Source organism: Vitreimonas flagellata, assembly GCF_004634425.1.
In the GTDB taxonomy this organism is placed as follows: domain Bacteria; phylum Pseudomonadota; class Alphaproteobacteria; order Caulobacterales; family Aquidulcibacteraceae; genus Vitreimonas; species Vitreimonas flagellata.
Genome location: NZ_SBJL01000001.1, coordinates 800,404 through 818,522 on the forward strand (window position 1 = coordinate 800,404; position 18,119 = coordinate 818,522).

General features: G+C 63.4%; 25 protein-coding genes and 2 tRNA genes. 10 read left to right on the forward strand and 17 right to left on the reverse strand.

Annotated elements, in window-relative coordinates:
- Window positions 1-31: 31 nt before the first annotated feature.
- From EPJ54_RS04110 to EPJ54_RS04120, 3 genes are read right to left on the reverse strand one after another with little or no spacing between them, the layout of a single operon-like run.
- Window positions 32-397 carry a hypothetical protein gene (locus tag EPJ54_RS04110; protein ID WP_135210389.1) on the reverse strand — a complete coding sequence of 122 codons (366 nt, stop codon included), beginning with the start codon at window positions 395-397 and terminating at the stop codon, window positions 32-34.
- Complete coding sequence (locus tag EPJ54_RS04115) at window positions 394-942, reverse strand: GcrA family cell cycle regulator (RefSeq protein ID WP_135210390.1); 549 nt, start codon at window positions 940-942, stop codon at window positions 394-396. Before EPJ54_RS04115 ends, EPJ54_RS04110 begins: the two co-directional genes overlap by 4 nt.
- 51 nt (window positions 943-993) lie before the next feature.
- The gene (locus EPJ54_RS04120; protein WP_135210391.1) at window positions 994-1,248 is read right to left on the reverse strand and encodes a hypothetical protein; all 255 of its coding nucleotides are present in this window, start codon (window positions 1,246-1,248) and stop codon (window positions 994-996) included.
- Between the two features lie 110 nt (window positions 1,249-1,358).
- On the opposite strand from EPJ54_RS04120, the gene EPJ54_RS04125 reads away from it, so the two are divergent.
- From EPJ54_RS04125 to EPJ54_RS04155, 7 genes are all read left to right on the forward strand, one after another.
- A complete protein-coding gene (locus tag EPJ54_RS04125) occupies window positions 1,359-1,709 on the forward strand; it encodes a helix-turn-helix domain-containing protein (RefSeq protein WP_135210392.1) in 351 nt (116 codons plus the stop codon).
- A 99-nt stretch (window positions 1,710-1,808) separates the two neighbouring features.
- Window positions 1,809-2,414: a J domain-containing protein gene (locus tag EPJ54_RS04130; protein WP_135210393.1), complete on the forward strand. Its 606-nt coding sequence runs from the start codon at window positions 1,809-1,811 to the stop codon at window positions 2,412-2,414.
- Complete coding sequence (locus EPJ54_RS04135) at window positions 2,411-2,608, forward strand: hypothetical protein (protein ID WP_135210394.1); 198 nt, start codon at window positions 2,411-2,413, stop codon at window positions 2,606-2,608. The genes EPJ54_RS04130 and EPJ54_RS04135 overlap by 4 nt, the downstream gene beginning before the upstream one ends.
- On the forward strand, window positions 2,605-3,000 hold the full coding sequence (locus tag EPJ54_RS04140; protein ID WP_135210395.1) for a hypothetical protein: 396 nt from the start codon (window positions 2,605-2,607) through the stop codon (window positions 2,998-3,000). Before EPJ54_RS04135 ends, EPJ54_RS04140 begins: the two co-directional genes overlap by 4 nt.
- Window positions 2,997-3,203, forward strand: coding sequence for a hypothetical protein (locus tag EPJ54_RS04145; RefSeq protein ID WP_135210396.1), 207 nt, complete (start codon window positions 2,997-2,999; stop codon window positions 3,201-3,203). The genes EPJ54_RS04140 and EPJ54_RS04145 overlap by 4 nt, the downstream gene beginning before the upstream one ends.
- Window positions 3,200-3,442 (forward strand): hypothetical protein, encoded by a 243-nt coding sequence (locus tag EPJ54_RS04150; protein WP_135210397.1) that lies wholly within the window; start codon window positions 3,200-3,202, stop codon window positions 3,440-3,442. The genes EPJ54_RS04145 and EPJ54_RS04150 overlap by 4 nt, the downstream gene beginning before the upstream one ends.
- Complete coding sequence (locus tag EPJ54_RS04155) at window positions 3,417-4,658, forward strand: hypothetical protein (protein ID WP_135210398.1); 1,242 nt, start codon at window positions 3,417-3,419, stop codon at window positions 4,656-4,658. The genes EPJ54_RS04150 and EPJ54_RS04155 overlap by 26 nt, the downstream gene beginning before the upstream one ends.
- Window positions 4,659-4,739: 81 nt before the next feature.
- Here EPJ54_RS04155 and EPJ54_RS04160 read toward each other — a convergent pair.
- The 3 genes from EPJ54_RS04160 to EPJ54_RS04170 all read right to left on the reverse strand — a co-directional run bounded on the left by EPJ54_RS04160 (window position 4,740) and on the right by EPJ54_RS04170 (window position 5,470).
- Window positions 4,740-4,816 (reverse strand) — tRNA-Pro (locus EPJ54_RS04160).
- A gap of 45 nt (window positions 4,817-4,861) precedes the next feature.
- Window positions 4,862-5,341 (reverse strand): DUF192 domain-containing protein, encoded by a 480-nt coding sequence (locus EPJ54_RS04165; protein ID WP_135210399.1) that lies wholly within the window; start codon window positions 5,339-5,341, stop codon window positions 4,862-4,864.
- Between the two features lie 54 nt (window positions 5,342-5,395).
- Window positions 5,396-5,470, reverse strand: a tRNA-Glu gene (locus tag EPJ54_RS04170).
- 84 nt (window positions 5,471-5,554) lie between these two features.
- Between EPJ54_RS04170 and EPJ54_RS20205 the strand changes: the two genes are divergently transcribed.
- Window positions 5,555-5,683 (forward strand): hypothetical protein, encoded by a 129-nt coding sequence (locus EPJ54_RS20205; RefSeq protein WP_275574741.1) that lies wholly within the window; start codon window positions 5,555-5,557, stop codon window positions 5,681-5,683.
- A gap of 87 nt (window positions 5,684-5,770) precedes the next feature.
- Here EPJ54_RS20205 and recJ read toward each other — a convergent pair whose 3' ends face one another.
- From recJ to EPJ54_RS04200, 6 genes are all read right to left on the reverse strand, one after another.
- Window positions 5,771-7,570, reverse strand: coding sequence for a single-stranded-DNA-specific exonuclease RecJ (gene recJ, locus EPJ54_RS04175; protein ID WP_135210400.1), 1,800 nt, complete (start codon window positions 7,568-7,570; stop codon window positions 5,771-5,773).
- Between the two features lie 73 nt (window positions 7,571-7,643).
- Complete coding sequence (locus EPJ54_RS04180; RefSeq protein ID WP_135210401.1) at window positions 7,644-8,003, reverse strand: hypothetical protein; 360 nt, start codon at window positions 8,001-8,003, stop codon at window positions 7,644-7,646.
- 84 nt (window positions 8,004-8,087) lie between these two features.
- A complete protein-coding gene (glpX, locus tag EPJ54_RS04185; RefSeq protein WP_135210402.1) occupies window positions 8,088-9,038 on the reverse strand; it encodes a class II fructose-bisphosphatase in 951 nt (316 codons plus the stop codon).
- Entirely contained in the window at window positions 9,035-10,342 is a 1,308-nt protein-coding gene (locus EPJ54_RS04190; RefSeq protein WP_135210403.1) for a homoserine dehydrogenase, read from the reverse strand. The genes glpX and EPJ54_RS04190 overlap by 4 nt, the downstream gene beginning before the upstream one ends.
- A 4-nt stretch (window positions 10,343-10,346) precedes the next feature.
- Window positions 10,347-11,543, reverse strand: a complete 1,197-nt coding sequence (locus EPJ54_RS04195; protein ID WP_135210404.1) for an LL-diaminopimelate aminotransferase — start codon at window positions 11,541-11,543, stop codon at window positions 10,347-10,349.
- A gap of 54 nt (window positions 11,544-11,597) precedes the next feature.
- Entirely contained in the window at window positions 11,598-11,915 is a 318-nt protein-coding gene (locus tag EPJ54_RS04200) for a hypothetical protein (RefSeq protein WP_135210405.1), read from the reverse strand.
- A gap of 112 nt (window positions 11,916-12,027) precedes the next feature.
- Between EPJ54_RS04200 and phaC the strand changes: the two genes are divergently transcribed.
- Entirely contained in the window at window positions 12,028-14,040 is a 2,013-nt protein-coding gene (gene phaC / locus EPJ54_RS04205) for a class I poly(R)-hydroxyalkanoic acid synthase (RefSeq protein WP_239590744.1), read from the forward strand.
- A gap of 4 nt (window positions 14,041-14,044) precedes the next feature.
- Here phaC and argC read toward each other — a convergent pair whose 3' ends face one another.
- The 4 genes from argC to EPJ54_RS04225 form a co-directional block, all read right to left on the reverse strand.
- The gene (gene argC, locus EPJ54_RS04210) at window positions 14,045-14,980 is read right to left on the reverse strand and encodes an N-acetyl-gamma-glutamyl-phosphate reductase (RefSeq protein ID WP_135210406.1); all 936 of its coding nucleotides are present in this window, start codon (window positions 14,978-14,980) and stop codon (window positions 14,045-14,047) included.
- A gap of 73 nt (window positions 14,981-15,053) precedes the next feature.
- Window positions 15,054-15,548, reverse strand: coding sequence for a 30S ribosomal protein S9 (rpsI, locus tag EPJ54_RS04215; RefSeq protein ID WP_135210407.1), 495 nt, complete (start codon window positions 15,546-15,548; stop codon window positions 15,054-15,056).
- Window positions 15,549-15,550: 2 nt separating this feature from the next.
- Window positions 15,551-16,027: a 50S ribosomal protein L13 gene (gene rplM / locus EPJ54_RS04220; protein ID WP_135210408.1), complete on the reverse strand. Its 477-nt coding sequence runs from the start codon at window positions 16,025-16,027 to the stop codon at window positions 15,551-15,553.
- 123 nt (window positions 16,028-16,150) lie between these two features.
- A complete protein-coding gene (locus tag EPJ54_RS04225) occupies window positions 16,151-17,176 on the reverse strand; it encodes a COX15/CtaA family protein (RefSeq protein WP_135210409.1) in 1,026 nt (341 codons plus the stop codon).
- A gap of 80 nt (window positions 17,177-17,256) precedes the next feature.
- Between EPJ54_RS04225 and EPJ54_RS04230 the strand changes: the two genes are divergently transcribed.
- Entirely contained in the window at window positions 17,257-17,460 is a 204-nt protein-coding gene (locus EPJ54_RS04230; protein WP_135210410.1) for a DUF2842 domain-containing protein, read from the forward strand.
- Between the two features lie 57 nt (window positions 17,461-17,517).
- Here EPJ54_RS04230 and EPJ54_RS04235 read toward each other — a convergent pair whose 3' ends face one another.
- Window positions 17,518-17,967 (reverse strand): RcnB family protein, encoded by a 450-nt coding sequence (locus EPJ54_RS04235; protein WP_135210411.1) that lies wholly within the window; start codon window positions 17,965-17,967, stop codon window positions 17,518-17,520.
- Between the last annotated feature and the right edge of the window lie 152 nt (window positions 17,968-18,119).

Consider the following 18,119-nt stretch of genomic DNA (forward strand, 5'->3'; position numbering starts at 1 on the left):
ACCTCCCGCCAAGATGCGGAGGTGCGAGCGCTCACGCTGCGAAAGCGTGTTCAACCCCCCCCCCTGTGGAAAACCCCAAGCCCGTATTGATGCCGTCTTTCGTGGCCAGGTAGACCGCTGCGCGGATGATGCGCGCGTCGACGCCGAGCTTGTCGGCGATGATCGAAACCTCGAGCCCCTTACGATAAAGCTCAGCGGCGCGATCCTTGATCTGCGCTGCAGCGTAAAGCTCGCGAACCGAGTGCGACGGAAACTCGCCGCGCGCATCGCCGTCGTCGCGCGCTTTCTGCGCGATGCGATAGATGTTGCGATCACTGCATTCGAAACGCGCAGCGATCGAGCTCGCCGGCTCGCCGGCCGACCACGCATCGAGCACCTTGTCCACATCGACGGTCATGCGGCAGCCGCGGACTGATCGCGCAGCAGCGCGTCAACACACGTCTCCATGTCGTGACCTTGTGCACGCAGCGCGATCGCGCGATCGACGTGCTGCTTGAGCATCGGCAAGCCCGCAGTGCGCACCGCTTTGCGCGCCCACGAACGAGATTTGCGAGCGCGCACCTCGGGATCGGCCCACGCTTTTTTGCGGGCCTCGCTCATGCGAGCGCGCACCTCGGGATCGGCCCACGCTTTTTTGCGGGCCTCGCTCATGCGAGCGCGCACCTCGGGATCGGCCCACGCTTTTTTGCGGGCCTCGCTCATGCGAGCGCGCACCTCGGGATCGGTACGACGGTCCGGCAGACCCAGGACATTGGCCTTGGCCGAAACGGCCGATTTGGTGATGCCGAGCAGCTGGCCTATCGCTAGAGGCGAAGTGTTGGCCAACCACTCTGCCCGCAGGAACTCAAGTCGCTCCGGGGTCCACTTGAAGTTCTTCCGCCCGCCAGAACCGGCGCGTGCGTTCGCATCCGGCGCGACGGCCGGCGTAGCACCCATCGTCATGATGGCGCCCCTCCGCTAAACACCCGGGCGCGACCACCGCGCCCGGCCCAGTCACGCCGCCGACGCTTCCACCCGTGGCTTCTTCGGCAGGCGTGCAATGTCAGCAGCTGAGATCGCGCCCCCGAGCGCCGCTTCGATCGCGACGCAGAGGCCGGCCGACGGCCCGCGAAGCCCGTTCACGATGCGACCAAGCTGGACCACCGTGACGGCGTCCTGCGGATGGTCGCGCTCGATGACGCGATGAAGGTCCGCGATCGACATCGTGCGGGCCTTGAGGGCTTGTTGGAGGGCGTTCAGCTTTGCCATTGCGGGGCCGATATAACCCCCGGGGTTATTCCCCTGTCAAGCTGAGATTAGCGCCGCATTCACCACGTGCGTGTGGAGTTCTGTTGATACCCAAGGGGTAGGTTTGATGCATGCAATCGAGTGCGCCTCCCCGGCCGACATACACTCCAGCGCTGATCTCAGCTTGGCTTGAACACCTCGGCTGGAAGCCCGCACAATTGGCTCGCGCCGTTGGAATTTCCGCTATGCAGATCGGCCGCTTGGCCAAGGGCGAACGCCCATATACCCAGCCAAATATCGAAGCGATCGCGAAAGCGCTTGGCGTCACGGTGGTGGAGCTTTTGGCCGTCGATCCAACCGATCCACAAAGCCGCTTACGCGTTGCCGCAGAGATCGCACGAATCCCGCCTGAACGGTACGCCGAGGCCATTTCTTACCTCGCTTATCTGGCCGAAAAACGAATCACCCCGGACGCCGAATAGACGCCGTCGCACGCTCAACGCACATCAAAGCGCCGCCGAAACAAGGCCCGCCACACATCATCTTGACAGCGGAATAACCCGTGGGGTTAGTGTCGGCGCATGACGCAGGCATATCCCCTCGCGTGGCCGGATGGTTGGCCGCGCACACCGAAACACCGGCAGACCTCCAGCCGCTTCAAGGTCACCCAAGATCGCGCGCGGCGCAATCTGCTCGACCAGCTGCGCATGCTGGGCGCCACGCAGGGCCGCACGGTGATCTCGTCCGACGTCGCCGTTCGCCAAGACGGCCAGCCCTACGCCGACCAGGCGCGTCGGCTCATCCACGATCCGGGTGTCGCCGTTTATTTTGAGCTCGACGGCAAGGCGATGGTGATGGCCTGCGATCTCTACACGCAGCCCTTCGAAAACATGCACGCGCTCGGCCACGCGATCGAGCATCTGCGCGGCCTCGATCGCCACGGCGGCGGCCACATGATCGAGCGCGCGTTTACGGGCTTTCAGGCCCTCCCGCCGCCGTCCACCAGCGAGCGCACCTGGTGGGACGTGCTCGAGTGCACGCGCGACGCCTCGATCGACGTCATCCGCGCCCAACACCGCCGGCTTTTAATGGATCACCATCCAGATCGCGGCGGCAGCGACGCACGCATGGCCGAGATCAATAGGGCTCGCGACAAAGCGATGGCCGAGCGGAGTATCCGCGCGTGACACCGGCCGACCTCGATCGCATCGAGCGCAGGGCGCGTGAGCAGATCGCCCACTGCGAAGCGCTCGACGCACGGCTCGCCGCCAAACGCGGCCATCGCGAGCCGTCCGGCTCGATCGTCCCCCACCAGGCGCAGCAGATCCTCGATCTCTGCGCCGAGCTCCGCAAACACATCGTGCAAAGGAAAACCGCATGACCGCCGCTCGACCGCGCCGCGCCAAAGTTCAGGCCACCAAGCCCGCTTTCGCAGCATGGATGCGCGACAACATGGGCGGCGATCACGAGCCCGAGCTCGTCGAGCACGCCCAAAGCGCTGAAGAAGCTGCGCGCTGGCACATCGAGTCGCTCTTCCGCTCCGGCGCAACAGGCGCCGATCACCTCCCTTTCGATGTCCTCACCCGACACCCACACACCGGCATGCTGCAACGCTTCCGTTGCGAGCAGCCGCCGGCGTTCGTCATGGGCGAGCTGCGCACCTGCCACCAATGCGGCTGCACCGACGACGACGCGTGTGATCCGCCCTGTTCATGGGTGAGCAGGGATCTGTGCAGCGCCTGCAAAAAGCCAGCGCGGAGGCCTGCAACATGAGCCCGCTGCGATGGATTCGAGATTGGTGGTGGGCGCGCCAACGCGCCATCGACCTGGAAATTCTTTGGCCGTCGTGCCGAGACAATGCACCCGACCTAGATCGGGCCAAGGCTGCGTTTGCAGTCCACGCTTTCAACGATCCTGCTTGGATCGGCTTCTACGGTCGCGAGCGGCTCGCGAGCTTTATCGACGGTCTGGAATGACCAAGCGCCGGCGATACGCGTCCGACAGCGAGGGAAAGCGCCTGGCCGCGCTCGCCCGCGAAATGGGCGTGAGCGACGTCGCCGGCGTCGATTTCTACCCCGACGGCCGCGTGCGCATCCTTGACGCCCGCGCCGCCGGCGGTCCACCAAACCCGCCGGGTAATAGCGCCCTGGACGAGACGGACCCAGATGCCGCGTTCGAACAGTGGAAAAATGGCGGCCATGCCGGGCGCGTTTAGAACCCAAAAGGCCTGCGCCAGCGGCTTCTACATCCGCATCACCTACGGCCGCGAGCGAGGCGCCGTCGTGCTAGGCGCATACAAAGCCAAAACCCGCGCCGAGGCCGAGCAGCTCGAGCGCGACGACGCCGCCGATCGCGCCCTGCGCTACGCTGACGCCCGCGCCGGATTTGCCGACGCGCGCACCGTCGCCGGCATCGTCGAGCGCTACATCGATAGCAACGAGTTTAAGCGCTGCGCCGACAGCACGCAGCGAAGCCGCGAGCAGATCCTGCGCGAGCTCCTGCTCGATCGCGTCGAGGGCCGCGGCCTCGGCACCATGCCCACCGTCGCCCTCAAATCCGCCAAGCTGATCGGCAGCTTCGAGCGCTGGCGCGACGCCCAGGCCGCCCAGCGCGGCGCCCGGGCGGCCGACCAGCGCGTCGAGTATCTGCGCACGGCGATCTATTGGGGCATGAAGCGCGGCCTGGCCGAGAAGAACCCGGTGGCCGGGCTCACCAAGGTTTGGTCAACCGACCGCTCCGAGCTCATCCTCGAGGCGCAGCACGTCGCCAAATTCCTGGACTGGGTAAAGCGCCAGATCGACGACGTCTGGGCCAACGAGCCGCCCTGCGTCACCGAGGTGGTGAACGGCAAACGCTACCTGAAAAAGCGCGACGGCCGGCCCCGGCTCAACACCAAGCGGATCGCCCAGATCACCCGGCTGGCCGCGGCGCGCGACACGGTGCTCCTGGCGATCAACAACGGCATGCGGCGCGAGAACCTGGCCCTGCACACGTTCGCCGAGCGCCAGGGCTCCGCGCTCGCCTACACCGCCCTCAAGGGCGCACGCCGGGCCAAGACGGCCGGCAAGAAGCGCCGCGTCACCGTCGTGCCCGTGTTCGAGATCCCGGCCATGGTCTACGCCAGGCGCTGGGAAGCCACCGGCGCGTCGAGCCCCTGGGTGATCACCAGCGCACGCGGCGCGCCCTACACGCCCGGCGCCCTAGGCGAGCTCGTCAATGAGAGCCTGGCGGCGGCCGGCGTCGAGCGGACCCTGCACGACTGCAAGGGCACGTTCGTGACCACCATGCGGACCATGGGCTTCTCGAACGCCGAGGTCGCCGAAATGGTCGATTGGTCCGAGGATGACGTCGACGCGATCGCCCGCCGCTACGTCTCGGCCCCGGCGATCGCCAACGCCATGATCGAGCGGATGAAGCGCCGGAAGGGCTGAACCGCGAACGCCCTGTACGAAACCATGTACGAAAACGGCAAAAGGCCCGCACCGGCTTCCCAGTGCGGGCCTTGATTTTGTTGGTCGGGGCAGAGGGATTCGAACTCTCGACATCCAGCTCCCAAAGCTGGCGCTCTACCAGGCTGAGCTATACCCCGACTGGGCGGCTCTGTTGCCACGCGCCGCGTCTCACCGCAACGCACTTACTGGAAGATGCGGTGCCGCACCCGGTCGCCAGGGCGAATACCCAGTTCAGCGGCGCGACCGCCTCGGATCTCCAACACACCGCGTGTCATGCCCACCGCCGGCACCGGCTCTTCCGAATACGGCGTCGTGCGCTCGGCGATGTTCAGGATGCGCCCGTCCGGGGCGATGAAGATGATGTCGAGCGGGATGATTGTATTGCGCATCCAGAAGCTCGCCATTTCGGGCTGCTGGAAGTGAAACAGCATGCCGCGGTCGTCGGCGAGGCTTTCACGGAACATGAGCCCCTGATTGCGCTCGCGCTCGTCGTCAGCGATTTCGGCGGTGAAGGTGACGGGTCCATTGCGCGTCTCGACCACCACCTGCTCCAGCTCCAGACCGGATACCGGATCGATCGTCGCCCGCGGCGCGGGCTGGGCGCAGGCGTAAATCGCCAACGATAGAACGAGAGCAAAAGTCCGCGCGGCGACCGTAAGCATGATGGCGTCCCCTGGTGTGGGGGCGCTTCTAGCACGGCGGCGAAGGCGGGAAAGTGGCAGGCCCTAGGGGAGTCGAACCCCTCTTTCCTGGTTGAAAACCAGGCGTCCTAACCGATAGACGAAGGGCCCGCGTGGCCCGCCTAGGTCGCCCCAGGCGCGCGGGAAGGCGCCATATAGAGGCGCTCGCTGACGCTGGCAAGCGGGGAGAAGCAAATGCTGGGGATCGTGGGGCTGATAACCGGCTGGGCGCTGCTCTTGCCGCTCCTACTCTTCATTTACCTGAGGCTCGGCTTTCCAAGCATGGATTGGATGATTCCCTTCCTCCACATCGCCGCCGACTGACTTTCCGGTGCTCGCATTCTCGACCCTCATGGGCTTCGCCATAATCGCGTGATCGGTCGGCAAACTCAGCGAGCGCGACGAAGAATTCTAACCCTTCGCTTCGGCCAGATCGACGATCTCGACTTCTGCTTTCACGTTGCCGTTCCATTCGTTGCGCTTGAGGCGCACGGCAGCGTGATAGGTCGCGTCCTTCTTCATCATCGCCTCACCCATCGGGTTCTTCATGGCGCGGAACGCGATGCCGCTGACGCGCGCGCCGCGGCCATCTTCCAGCGTGAAGCGCACATGCTCTTCCTTCACGAGTTTCGCGAAGCTGAAGCGCACGTTCGGCAACGCGAACATCGGCTCCGGATGCCCCTGCCCGTACGGGCCAATGCGATCGAGCGCATCGATGAGATCAAGATCAAGCGCGCCGATCGAGCCGGCAGCGTCGATCGACAGCGCACGCGCCTCGCCCGCCGACGCCGCGAGTTCGCCCGTAAGCTTCTCTGAAAGAAACTCCTTCAGCGCTTCGACTTTGTTCCACTCGACCGTGAGGCCAGCCGCCGCCGCGTGGCCGCCGCCATTGATAAGCAAGCCCGCCTCCTTGGCCGCAGCGACTGCGCCGCCAAGGTTCACGCCCGGCGTTGAACGTCCTGACCCCTTCGCGGGCTCGTGCTCGCTCACGCCGCCCAACACGATCGTCGGCTTCATCAGCCGATCCTTCAGCCGCCCCGCCGCGATGCCAATTACGCCCGGATGCCAGCGATGTGAGCCGACGATGATGACGTTGTGCTTCTCTGCCTCCGCGATCGCGTCGGTTTCAGCTTCCGCCAGCATCTCCGCTTCGCGCTGACGCCGCTCTTGGTTCAACGCTTCAAGCGTCGCCGCCAACTCGCGCGCTTCATCTGGATCTTCGGTCGAAAGCAACCGCGTTGCGAGCGACGCATCCCCGACGCGACCGCCCGCATTGATGCGCGGCCCCAGAATAAAGCCCAAATCATAGACGCTGGCTTGGCCCTTGCGACCGGCATTCTCCGCAAGCGCGGCCATGCCGATATTCTTGCCGTTGCGCAGCACTTTCAGGCCTTGCGCCACAATCGCGCGATTGAAGCCCGTGAGCGGCGCCACATCGCAGACAGTGCCGATCGCGGCAAGATCGAGCATCTGCATCAGATCAGGCAGATTGTTCGAGCCAATCGAACCACGCCGACGCGCCTCGCGATTGATCGCCGCCATCGCCACTAGCACGACGCCTGCGGCCGTTAGATGGCCTTGGCCCGAGCGATCGTCCATGCGGTTCGGATTGACCACCGCGCGCGCCTTCGGCGGCGGCCCGCCCATCAAATGGTGATCGAGCACAACGACATCGATACCCAGATCAGCCGCCGCATTGAGCGGGCCCTCAGCCGCCGCGCCGCAATCGACGGTGATGACAAGCTCGACGCCTGCCGCCTTCAAGCGCTCGAACGCCACGATCGACGGGCCGTAGCCCTCGGTCATCCGGTCCGGCACGTAGATTTTCAGCTCGCGCCCACGCGCGCGGAAATAGCGCACGAGCTGCGCGCCCGATGAGCCGCCATCGACATCGTAATCGGCGAGCACGGCACAAGAGCGACCACTCACGATAGCGTCTTCGATCACGCGCGCCGCTTCATCCATGTCCTGAAACGTGGAGGGGTCTGGAAACAGCGCTTTCAGCGTCGGCTCAAGAAAGGTCGGCGCACCCTCCAGCGAGATGCCGCGCCCCGCCATCAGGCGCGCCGCGATTTCCGGCAGCGAAAAGCGCCGGCGAAACGCCTCAACCAGCGTCAGGTCCGCGTCACGCGAACGCCAGCGCCGCCCGGTGAGCGAACGCTCGACGCCAAGAAACGCCGCGTTGGCATCCAGCTTCAACGCGGCGCTCATGCTTGTTTAAACGAATCGCTTGGGCGCATGCGCCAGCATCGCACAGGCGCACGCGCTCAAAAGCCCTGCCGCCTCAGTGGACGGTGTAATTCACGCCGCCGCCGGCCTGGATCGCCATGCGCTGGTAAGCCTGTTGGCCGCCACCGCTCACGGAACCCGCCCCCACGTCCCAACACCCGGCCGAGACCGTGAAATCGTAGGATCGGCCCGGCGGGATCGCCGTGCCACTTGGGAGGCGGTTCAAGCCATATGTGGACACATTGCAGGCCGAGATCAGCACCACATCGACCATGTAAGGGCTCGCGTTCGAAACGCGGATCGTGCCGGTCGGTTCACCCGGCCGGATCAGCGGCCCACCCGTGATCATGCTCGCGCACGCGCTCAACATCAGCGTACACGCCACAGCGATCGCGCCACGCACAAACTTCTTCATCTCAGCCCCCAGATTTCGGCTCGCGCCGATTCCATGAGAGCAGAGCGCGGCGCCACGCGGACGTGGCCCCCCAATTTGTGAGGTTTAGGCGACTGGCTGCTTCAAGCGCAGCTCAGCGACGGTGCGCGTCGCCGAATTCATCACGATCGTATTCGTGTGCACGATTCCGGCGACGTTCTTTACACCGTAGAGTAGCGAGCCGGTCGTCACGCCCGTTGCAATAAAGATCGCATCGGCGCTGACCAATTCATCCAGGGTGTAGCGGCGCTTCACATCGGAGAGGCCAGCGTGTTCAGCGCGCACGCGCTCTTCATCGTTGCGAATGATGAGCCGCCCTTGAAACTGGCCGCCGACGCATTTCAGAGCCGCCGCCGCGAGCACGCCTTCGGGCGCACCGCCGGAGCCGACATACATATCGATGCCGGTTTCGGGATTGGTGCAATTGATAACGCCGGCGATGTCGCCGTCGCCGATTAAATGCACGCGCGCGCCGACAGCACGCAGCGCTTCGATGATGCTGGCATGGCGCGGGCGATCGAGCACGCAGACGCCGATGTCCTGCACCGTGACGCCTTTCGCGCGCGCCAGGGCGCGCACGTTTTGGTCCACTGGCTTATCAAGATCGACGATGCCTTCTTCGTAGCCCGGCCCGATCGCGAGCTTATCCATATACGTGTCCGGCGCATGCAGAAGGCCGCCCTTCGGCGCCAGCGCCATCACCGACATCGCGTTGGCCTTCGCCTTCGCCGTCAGAGTGGTGCCTTCCAACGGATCGACCGCAATATCGAGCGCGGGGCCGACGCCCTTGCCGACTTCTTCGCCCACATAAAGCATCGGCGCTTCATCGCGCTCGCCTTCACCAATCACGACGCGGCCCTTGATCGGCAGCGCGTTCAACGCCGCGCGCATCGCATCGACCGCCGCCTGGTCCGCCGCTCTCTCGTCGCCTCGTCCGGTAAACTGCGCCGCCGCAATCGCGGCTGCTATCGGCGCACGAACCGCGGCAAACGCGAGATCGTCGGTGATGGCGTTCATCCCTTACTCCAGGTCCGAGCTCTGTGGCCGGATTCTTCTATCGGCATAACGTAAGGGGGCTCAGCGACAACATCGAGACGCTGAATCGCTTCCACAGCTTTCTCCAATGCTGCACGTGCACACGATTGGGTCGTGAGCACGATCGGCACGGATGGACCCTCGTGACCCGGCATTTGCAGGAAGCTCTCGATCGAAATGCTCTCGTGCGCGAGGCGATCGGACACCGCAGCCACCACGCCCGGCTTATCCTGCACCATGAGGCGCACATAGAAGCGGCCGAACTCCGCCGGCGCCGCGCGCGGCGCTTCCGCGAGCTGCGCGAGCGGACGGCCAAACGCGTAACCGCCTCGGCCTTCAGCCAGATCAAGCAGATCAGCGGCAACCGAAGCCGCCGTGGGGCCCTCGCCAGCGCCACGACCTATAAACGTAAGTTGCCCAACCGGATCAGCATCCGCCACCAACGCGTTGAGCGAGCCGCCGACATTCGCCAGCGGATGATCGAACGCAAGCAACGCCAGGCTCACATGCATCGACACCGCACTACCGTCGAACGCGCCTTTGGCGATCAGCTTGATGCGATAACCAAGCTTGCCGGCCATGCGAATGTCGGTGAGCGACACACGCTCGATGCCTTCGATGCGCACGTGCTCGTAATCAGGCCGCGAACCAAACGCGATCGCCGAGAGGATCGTGAGCTTGTGCGCCGCGTCGAAACCGCCGACGTCGGTCGTCGGATCTGCTTCGGCATAGCCAAGGCGCTGCGCATCAGCCAGCACGTCCTCGAACGAACGCCCGTTCTGCTCCATCTCGGTGAGGATGTAATTGCAGGTGCCGTTGAGAATGCCCGCGACGGCGCTCGCGCGGCAGCCGGCGAGGCTTTCTTTGACGGCCTTCACCATCGGCACACCGCCGCCCACCGCTGCCTCAAAAAGCAGCTTTGCCTCGGTGCGCTCCGAAATCGCCGCAAGCCGCGAACCGTGCACCGCCAGCAGCGCCTTGTTCGCCGTGATCACGTGCGCGCCCCGCTCGAGCGCGGTTTCCACCGCTCGCTTTGCCGGACCATCGGAACCGCCTATGAGCTCCACCAGCACATCAACGTCAGCGTTTGCTGCTAGCTCGACTGGATCATCGAACCATTGGAAACGCGAAATATCGACGCCGCGATTGCGCGTACGATTGCGCGCCGACACAGCCGTCACTTCCAGCCGCTCGTTCAAGCGATTGCTCTCATCGGCGAAGAGCTTCAGCAGCCCGCCGCCGACAGTGCCCAGGCCCGCCACGCCTACGCGGAGTTTTTTCGTCATCGTACTACTCCGCCGCCGCAGCGTTCGATTGCAGGAATTTCTTCAGATTGCGCGCGGCCTGGCGAATGCGTTGCTCATTTTCCACCAAAGCGATGCGGACGAAATTGTCGCCGTACTCGCCAAAGCCCGCGCCCGGCGCGACCGCGATCTCCGAGCCTTCCATCAAGCGCTTGGCGAACTCCACCGAGCCCAGATGCTTGAACTTCTCCGGCAGCTCCGCCCACACGAACATCGACGCGCTCGGCTTCGGCAGCGTCCAGCCCGCCTTCGCGAACGAGTCCAACAGCACATCGCGGCGCTGCTTGTAGATGTCGCGCATCTCGGCGACGCAATCTTGCGGACCATTGAGCGCGGCCGCGGCCGCGACCTGGATCGGCGTATAGGCGCCGTAATCGAGATACGATTTCACGCGCCCCAAAGCGGCGATCAACCGCTCATTGCCGAGTGCGAAGCCCACACGGAAGCCGGCCATCGAATATGTCTTCGACAGCGTGTTCACTTCGACGGCCACATCCGTCGCGCCCGGCACCTGCAGCACGGACGGCGGCGGATCGCCTTCGAAGTAAATCTCCGAATAGGCCATGTCCGAGAGCACGAACATCTCGTGCTTCTTCGCGAACGCGACGATCTCTTTGTAGAAATCCAGATCCGCCGTCTGCGCGGTCGGGTTCGCCGGATAGCAGGTGATCAGCGCGATCGGCGGCGGCACCGAATGGCGCACAGCGCGGCCGAGCCCGCTCAGATATTGCTCCGGCGAGTGCGCTTCGACGGAGCGGATCACGCCGCCCGCCATGATGAAGCCGAACGCATGGATCGGATAAGACGGGTTCGGCGCGATGATCACATCGCCCGGCGCCGTGATCGCTTGCGCCAAGTTGGCGAAGCCTTCCTTCGAGCCCAACGTGGACACGATCTGCGTATCCGGATTGAGCTTCACGCCGAAGCGGCGCTCGTAATAACCGGCCATCGCTTTGCGCAACCCCGGAATGCCGCGCGACGCAGAATAGCGATTGGTGCGCGGCTTACGCGCGGTCTCAACCAGCTTCTCAACAATATGCGCCGGCACCGGCAGATCGGGGTTGCCCATGCCGAAATCGATGATGTCCACGCCCTGATTGCGCAGCCGCGCTTTCAGCTTGTTGACCTCTTCAAAGACGTACGGGGGCAGACGGCGGATTTTGTGAAAGTCAGACGTGCTCATGGCTCAAAGGGGAATGCGGACCCGCGCGCGAGCGGATCACGTTGGGAAGTAATATCAGGGCGTGTGCGACTGACGGGTCTCTTCGAGGTCGCGCTGGGCCTCTTCGAGAAACTCAGTCGGGGTTTCCGTTTGTGCGGCCGGAGCCGCTCGCGGATTCGCCCGCACCGCTTGGCCTACCGCCAGCATCTCCGCCTCAACCGCCGCCCAATGGGCCTGGTCGACATTGGCGTCATGCGTGCGCGGCACGGCGTGCAAATCGGGATATGCTTCGTCCGCGGTCGCCGAGCGCTCGGCCAGCCAATCCGGCGTTTCGCCGGCGCTGGCGCAACCTGCGGCCATAAGGCTCGCCGCTACGAGGATCGCTGCGCGCATTCCCGTCTTCCCTTGGGCTCGATTCCGGCCCCCTTTAGGCCGGTCTATACCAGGGTTCGCCTTTGCGCCACCAGGCGAAGCGGCATTACACTCCGGCCATAGGGAGAGCGCGATGACGGATGCTGACGGCGCAGAAACTGCCGCGGGGCCGGTTTCAGGGGCTGAAGCGCCCATGGACGCTGGGAGCGCCGCCGCGCCCGCCCCAAAGCCCAAGCGCAAGCGCGCCGCCAAGGCCAAACCCAAGGCGCCGTCGGCGGAAAAGCCAGCCGCGGCGGAACCCGTGGCGGCGGTGAAGACGGCGCCTGCGGCCAAGCCCCCGGTTGAAGCGCCGCCCGCGCTCAACGAAGTCATCATGGCCCAGACCGCCGAGAGCCTGGCCGCGCTCTCCGCCAATCTCACCCAGGCGATGACGCGGGCGAACCAAGTCCTCTCCACCGCCTTCATCGATCAAGCCAAAGATCCCGCGAACTGGCAGCCGGATCCGCTCGGCATGCAGATGGCGCTCAACGAAGTCTGGTCACACTTGGCCCAACAGCCAGAGACGCTGCGCGACGCGCACGCGCAGCTCTGGCAGCGTTACGCCGAGATTTGGCAAAAGCACGCCGCCTACATGCTCACCGGCAATCAGCCCGACGAAGGCCCGGTGCGCGACAAGCGCTTCAAAGATCCAGAGTGGCGTTCGAACCCGGCGTTCTCGCTGCTGCGCGAGTCCTATCTCGCGACGTCGCAATTCATCACCGACCTCGTGGAGAAAGCCGAAGGCGTCGAAGACGCCACAAAGCGCAAAGCGGTTTTCTACATCAAGCAAGCCGTCGATGCGGCCTCGCCCTCGAACTTCCTGCTGACCAATCCGGCGGCGCTCCGCGCGCTTTTCGAAACCGGCGGTGAAAGCTTGTTGAAAGGCGTCGAAAATCTCGCCGAGGATTTGAAACGCGGCGAAGGCATGTTGGCGATCTCGCAGACCGATCTCGATGCGTTCAAGGTTGGCGAGAATGTCGCGACCACGCCGGGCAAGATCGTTTTCCGCAACCGCGTGTTCGAACTGATCCAATACAATCCGACCACCGAGAAGGTGCACGAAGTCCCGCTGCTGATCTTCCCGCCCTGGATCAACAAATTTTACATCCTCGATCTACAGCCGAAGAATTCGATGATCCGCTGGCTCTTGGATCAGGGCCACACCGTGTTCGTCGTCTCCTGGGTAAATCCCGGCGAGGACATGGCCGAGGTCGGCTTCGAAGATTACATGCGCGAGGGCATTTATGACGCCGTCGAAGCCGTCACGAAAGCCGCCAACGTCGATCGTATGAATACGGTCGGCTATTGCGTCGGCGGCACGTTGCTTTCGGCAACGCTCGCCCACATGGCCAAGAAGGGCGACAAGCGCATCCAGAGCGCTACCTTCTTCGCCTCTCAAGCCGATTTCAAATATGCGGGCGATCTTCTCGTCTTCTCCGACAACGAGGGCATCAAATTCCTCGAAGGCGAGATGGATCAGCACGGCGGCGTGCTGAGCGCGCAGACGATGGCCAACACCTTCAACGCGCTGCGCTCGAACGACCTCGTCTGGAATTACGTGGTCGACAATTATTATATCGGCAAGCAGCCCCCGCCGTTCGATCTGCTCTTTTGGAACGCCGATCAAACGCGCATGCCGAAAGCGCTGCACCTCTTCTATCTGCGCAAATTTTATCGCGACAACGCGCTGACCGAAGGCAAGATGACGCTTCTAGGCGAGAAGCTCTCGCTCAAGGACGTGACCATCCCGATCTTCATGCAGAGTTCAAAGGAAGATCACATCGCCCCGGCCAAGAGCGTGTATCGCAGCGCACTCTCGTTCGGCGGCCCAGTCGAATACATTATCGCCGGCTCCGGCCACATCGCTGGAGTCATCAACCACCCCAGCGCCAACAAATATCAGTATTGGACTAACCCAAACCTCAAAGGCGCGCTCGAAGATTGGCAAGCCTTCGCCACCGAACACCCCGGCTCCTGGTGGCCGCATTGGGACAAATGGCTGACGCGGATCAGCGGCGACGATGTAGACGCACGCCGCCCAGGCGATGGCGAGCTACAGCCGCTCTGCGATGCGCCGGGCGAATACGTGAAGGTGCGGTCGGAGTGAGGGCCTAAAGCCCCGCGCCCTCATCCAAGCCCAGCGCGATATTCATGTTCTGCACGGCCGCGCCACTGGCGCCTTTGCCGAGATTGTCGAGCAGCGCGACTAAGCGCGCTTCTTCATCGTGGCCGAAGACGTAGAGCTTCAATTCGTTGGTGCCGTTCAGACCTTCCGGATCAAGCGTCTTCGTCGCGCTCGCTTCTTCTAGCGACGCCACTTTGACAAAGCGCTCGCCCTCATACGCGCGCGCCAAAGCACCATGCACGTCCGCAAGCTTTGCCTTCAGCGCCCAGAGCGGCAGCGGGACTTCGACCAGCATACCCTTCAGGTAACGCCCCACGCTCGGCGCAAAGACCGGTCCGTGCGCGAGACCGGTGTATTCGCGCATTTCCGGCGCGTGCTTGTGCTTTTGCGCCATCGCGTAAATGCGGAATGGCACGCTCGTGTGTTCTGGCGCGCCGGTGTTTTCGAACTCGGCGATCATGCTTTTGCCGCCGCCGGAATAGCCGGAGACAGCGTTGACGCTGAGCGGCCAATCGCGCGGCACGATCCCCGCCTCCACCAACGGCCGCACCAGAGCGATAAAGCCTGTCGGATAGCAGCCCGGATTGGAGATGCGCCTGGACGCAGCAATCTTGTCGCGCTGATCATTGCTCATCTCGGCAAAGCCATAGGCCCAATCCGGCGCCACGCGATGCGCAGTGGATGCATCGATCACTTTGGTCTTGCCGTTCTCGATCAGCGCCACCGCTTCCTTTGCCGCATCATCTGGCAGGCACAGGATCACAGCGTCCGCGCTGTTCAGCAGCTTCTGGCGCTCGTCCGCATCCTTGCGCTTCTCGTGCGCGATCGAGACGAGTTCGATGTCGCGCCTTTTCTCCAAGCGCTCGCGGATTTGCAGACCCGTCGTGCCCGCCTCGCCGTCGATGAAAACTTTTGCCGTCATACTGCGGAATCCCAAAACAAAACGGGCGCTCCGTTTCCGAAGCGCCCGTCCCGAAACCAAAGTCCTGAAGCGATTAGCGCTTCGAGAATTGGAAGCTCCGGCGCGCCTTCGCACGGCCATACTTTTTACGCTCGACCACGCGGCTGTCGCGGGTCATGAAGCCAGCGTGCTTCAGCGCCGGGCGCAGCGCCGGCTCGTAATCGGCCAGCGCCTTCGAAATGCCGTGACGGACCGCGCCGGCTTGGCCAGAAAGGCCCGAGCCAGTCACCGTGCAGATCACGTCGAACTCGCCTTCGCGATCGGTGATCTTAAACGGCTGGTTGATCATCATGCGCAGAACCGGGCGCGCGAAATACGCGTCGCTCGTCTTGCCGTTGATCGTGATGTTGCCCTTGCCGGGCTTCACCCAAACGCGCGCGACAGCGTTCTTGCGCTTTCCGGTGGCGTAAGCGCGGCCGAACTTGTCGACCTTCTTCTCGCGCGCGATGGCGATGTGTTCAGTGCCCGAACCCTTCGGGACGCCTGCGATTTGGCCGAGAGACTCGAAGCCTTGGGTCGTGTCGGTCATGATTAGCCGATCCTCGAGTTCTTGCGGTTCTTGGATTTGAAATCGATCGTCACCGGCTTTTGCGCCGCGTGCGGATGCTCCGTACCGCCGTACACATGCAGCTTCGCGAGCTGCTTGCGCGCCAGCGGACTTTCCTTCGGCATCATGCGCTCGACGGCCTTTTCCAGGACGCGCTCAGGGTGCTTGCCTTCGAGCACTTTGCCCGCGACGCGCTCCTTGATGCCGCCCGGATGGCCGGTGTGGCGATAATAGATTTTGTCGGTCATCTTCTTGCCGGTGAAGGCGACCTTCTCAGCGTTGATGACGATCACGTTGTCGCCGGTGTCGGCGTGCGGCGTGAAATCGGCGCGATGCTTGCCACGAAGGCGCAGCGCGATGAAAGAAGCGAGGCGGCCGACCACCACGCCTTCGGCATCCACAACGATCCAGCCGTTGGTGATTTCCGAGGCCTTGGCCGAGCGCGTCGAAAGAGTGCGCATTGGAATAAGTCCTGACGAAACGAAGGCGCGCGTTTATTTGAGCGCCGAATTGTCGTCAAGGGGGCATGTTTTTCTGTTATATAACAGTTAGATATGAGTACGGTATTATGCGATGTCGCACAATTACCGCCATGCCGCCCGTGCACAGACCAGCGCCGCCATCCACAAAATGGCCGCCCCCAGCTGGTGCAACAAGCTCGGCCAGAACGGCGAAACCATCAGAACCGTGTGAATCCCCAGCGCGACTTGCCCCAGCGTGACCAATCCTACGGCCAAAGCCGCCCAGCGCGCCGCCCCCTGCCCGCGGATGAGGCCAACCAGCGCCAGCAGCAACGCCAGTAAGCCGACCACATAGCCCATGCTTCGGTGCAGCAAATGCTGTGTGGCGTGATCCTCAGTGAAATTGTGCCAGAGCGGTTCGAGCCCGAAGGCCGTCGACGGAATCCACTCGCCGCCAATCTTCGGCCAATCCGCGTACGCTGGCCCGCCGTCAGAGCCTGCGAGCAGCGCGCCTAACATGATCTGCACGAACACGAACGCCATCAACACAAACGGCGCCCAGCGCGGCAGACCAAGTTTCGAGGATTGCTTCGGCCACGCGAACGCGCCAAGCGCCACCCACAAGCCAAGCGCTAAAATCACGAACGCCATAGCCAAATGAATAGCGAGACGGAACGGGCTCACGTCCAAGCGATCGAACAGACCGCTCGTCACCATCCACCAGCCAATCGCTCCCTGCAGGCCACCCAGCGCAAACAGCAGGATTGTCAGGCGAAAACGCCCACGCAGGCGGCCGGTGAAGAGGAAGAAAAAGAACGGCAGCGCATACACGACGCCGATCATCTTGCCCAAAAAGCGATGGCCCCATTCCCACCAATAGATGTGTTTGAACTCATCGATGGTCATGCCGTTGTTCTGCGCTTGGTATTCCATCGTGCGCTGATAGAGCGCGAATTCCTCGGCCCAGCGCACATCGTTCAGCGGCGGTATCAGCCCCTTGAACAAATCCCATTCGGTGATCGAGAGGCCGCTATCGGTCAGCCGGGTTGCGCCGCCGACGAGGATCATCGTCAGCACCAAAGCGCACACGATCAGAAGCCAAGCGCCGACCCACGGCTCGCGCGGCGGCCAAACGTCATCGTTGGACATGCTTGCGGTCCTCTCCGTCGCTCCCCATAGAACCGGTCGAGTGCGACGGAAACGCGGCGCGCCGCCGCGCAGGGGAAGCTATGAACGTACGAACCCGTAAGGCCGTCGGATGCTTCGCTTTTTTGGCGTACCTGGCGATCTATGCCCTGCTCGCGGCCTCGCTTGGCGTGGCGCTTTTCCCGATCCTGCCCGCCTGGGCCCAGCTGATCTATTACGCCATCGCCGGAATCGTCTGGATTTTCCCGCTAAAGCCGCTCTTCGGCTGGATGAACAAAGCTGAATAGCAAACCGCCCCGAGACCTAAGGGTTCGAGGCGGTTTTGTCTCAGCGCTCAAGCAAGCTTAGTTGTTGCTGAGGATGAGACCCAAGATCACGCCAGTCGCAATGCCGACCAGCAACGTCTCACCGCGATCGGTGCGGACGTATTGGTAGCCGCGCGGCGGCTCGCGCAGACGCTCACGGCGCCAATCGACGTTGCGATAGTGCGCGCGATAGCTCGTGGGAATCCGATCACCACGGCGCCATTGCTGATACGCAGGGCGATAGTCGCGGCGCGCTTCCTGCGCACGCGTCGGCTGGCCGCGATAGAATGTGTTGCCAAGATAAAAGCCATTGTGTTGGCGTTGATCCCAGTGCGCGTCACGGCGGTTGTCGCGGCGATCGTCACGATCATTGCGCTGGTAACCGCCATCGCCACGATGCTGCTGCGCAGACGCAGCGCTCGCGCCGATCGGGCCGGCAGCCATCAGAGCCGCCATTGTCGCGATCGCAATTTTCTTTGTGCGTTTCATGTTCAATGCTCCTAACCGTTCTCGAGCTTCTCGCTGTCTCGTATGTATTGAAGACTACGCGCGGCGGCTGAACTGGTTCTGAGCATGTGTTGCGAAGCATAGCGCAAGCGGCGCCATTCTGTTTCACTTCACTCATCTGACAAAGCTCGACA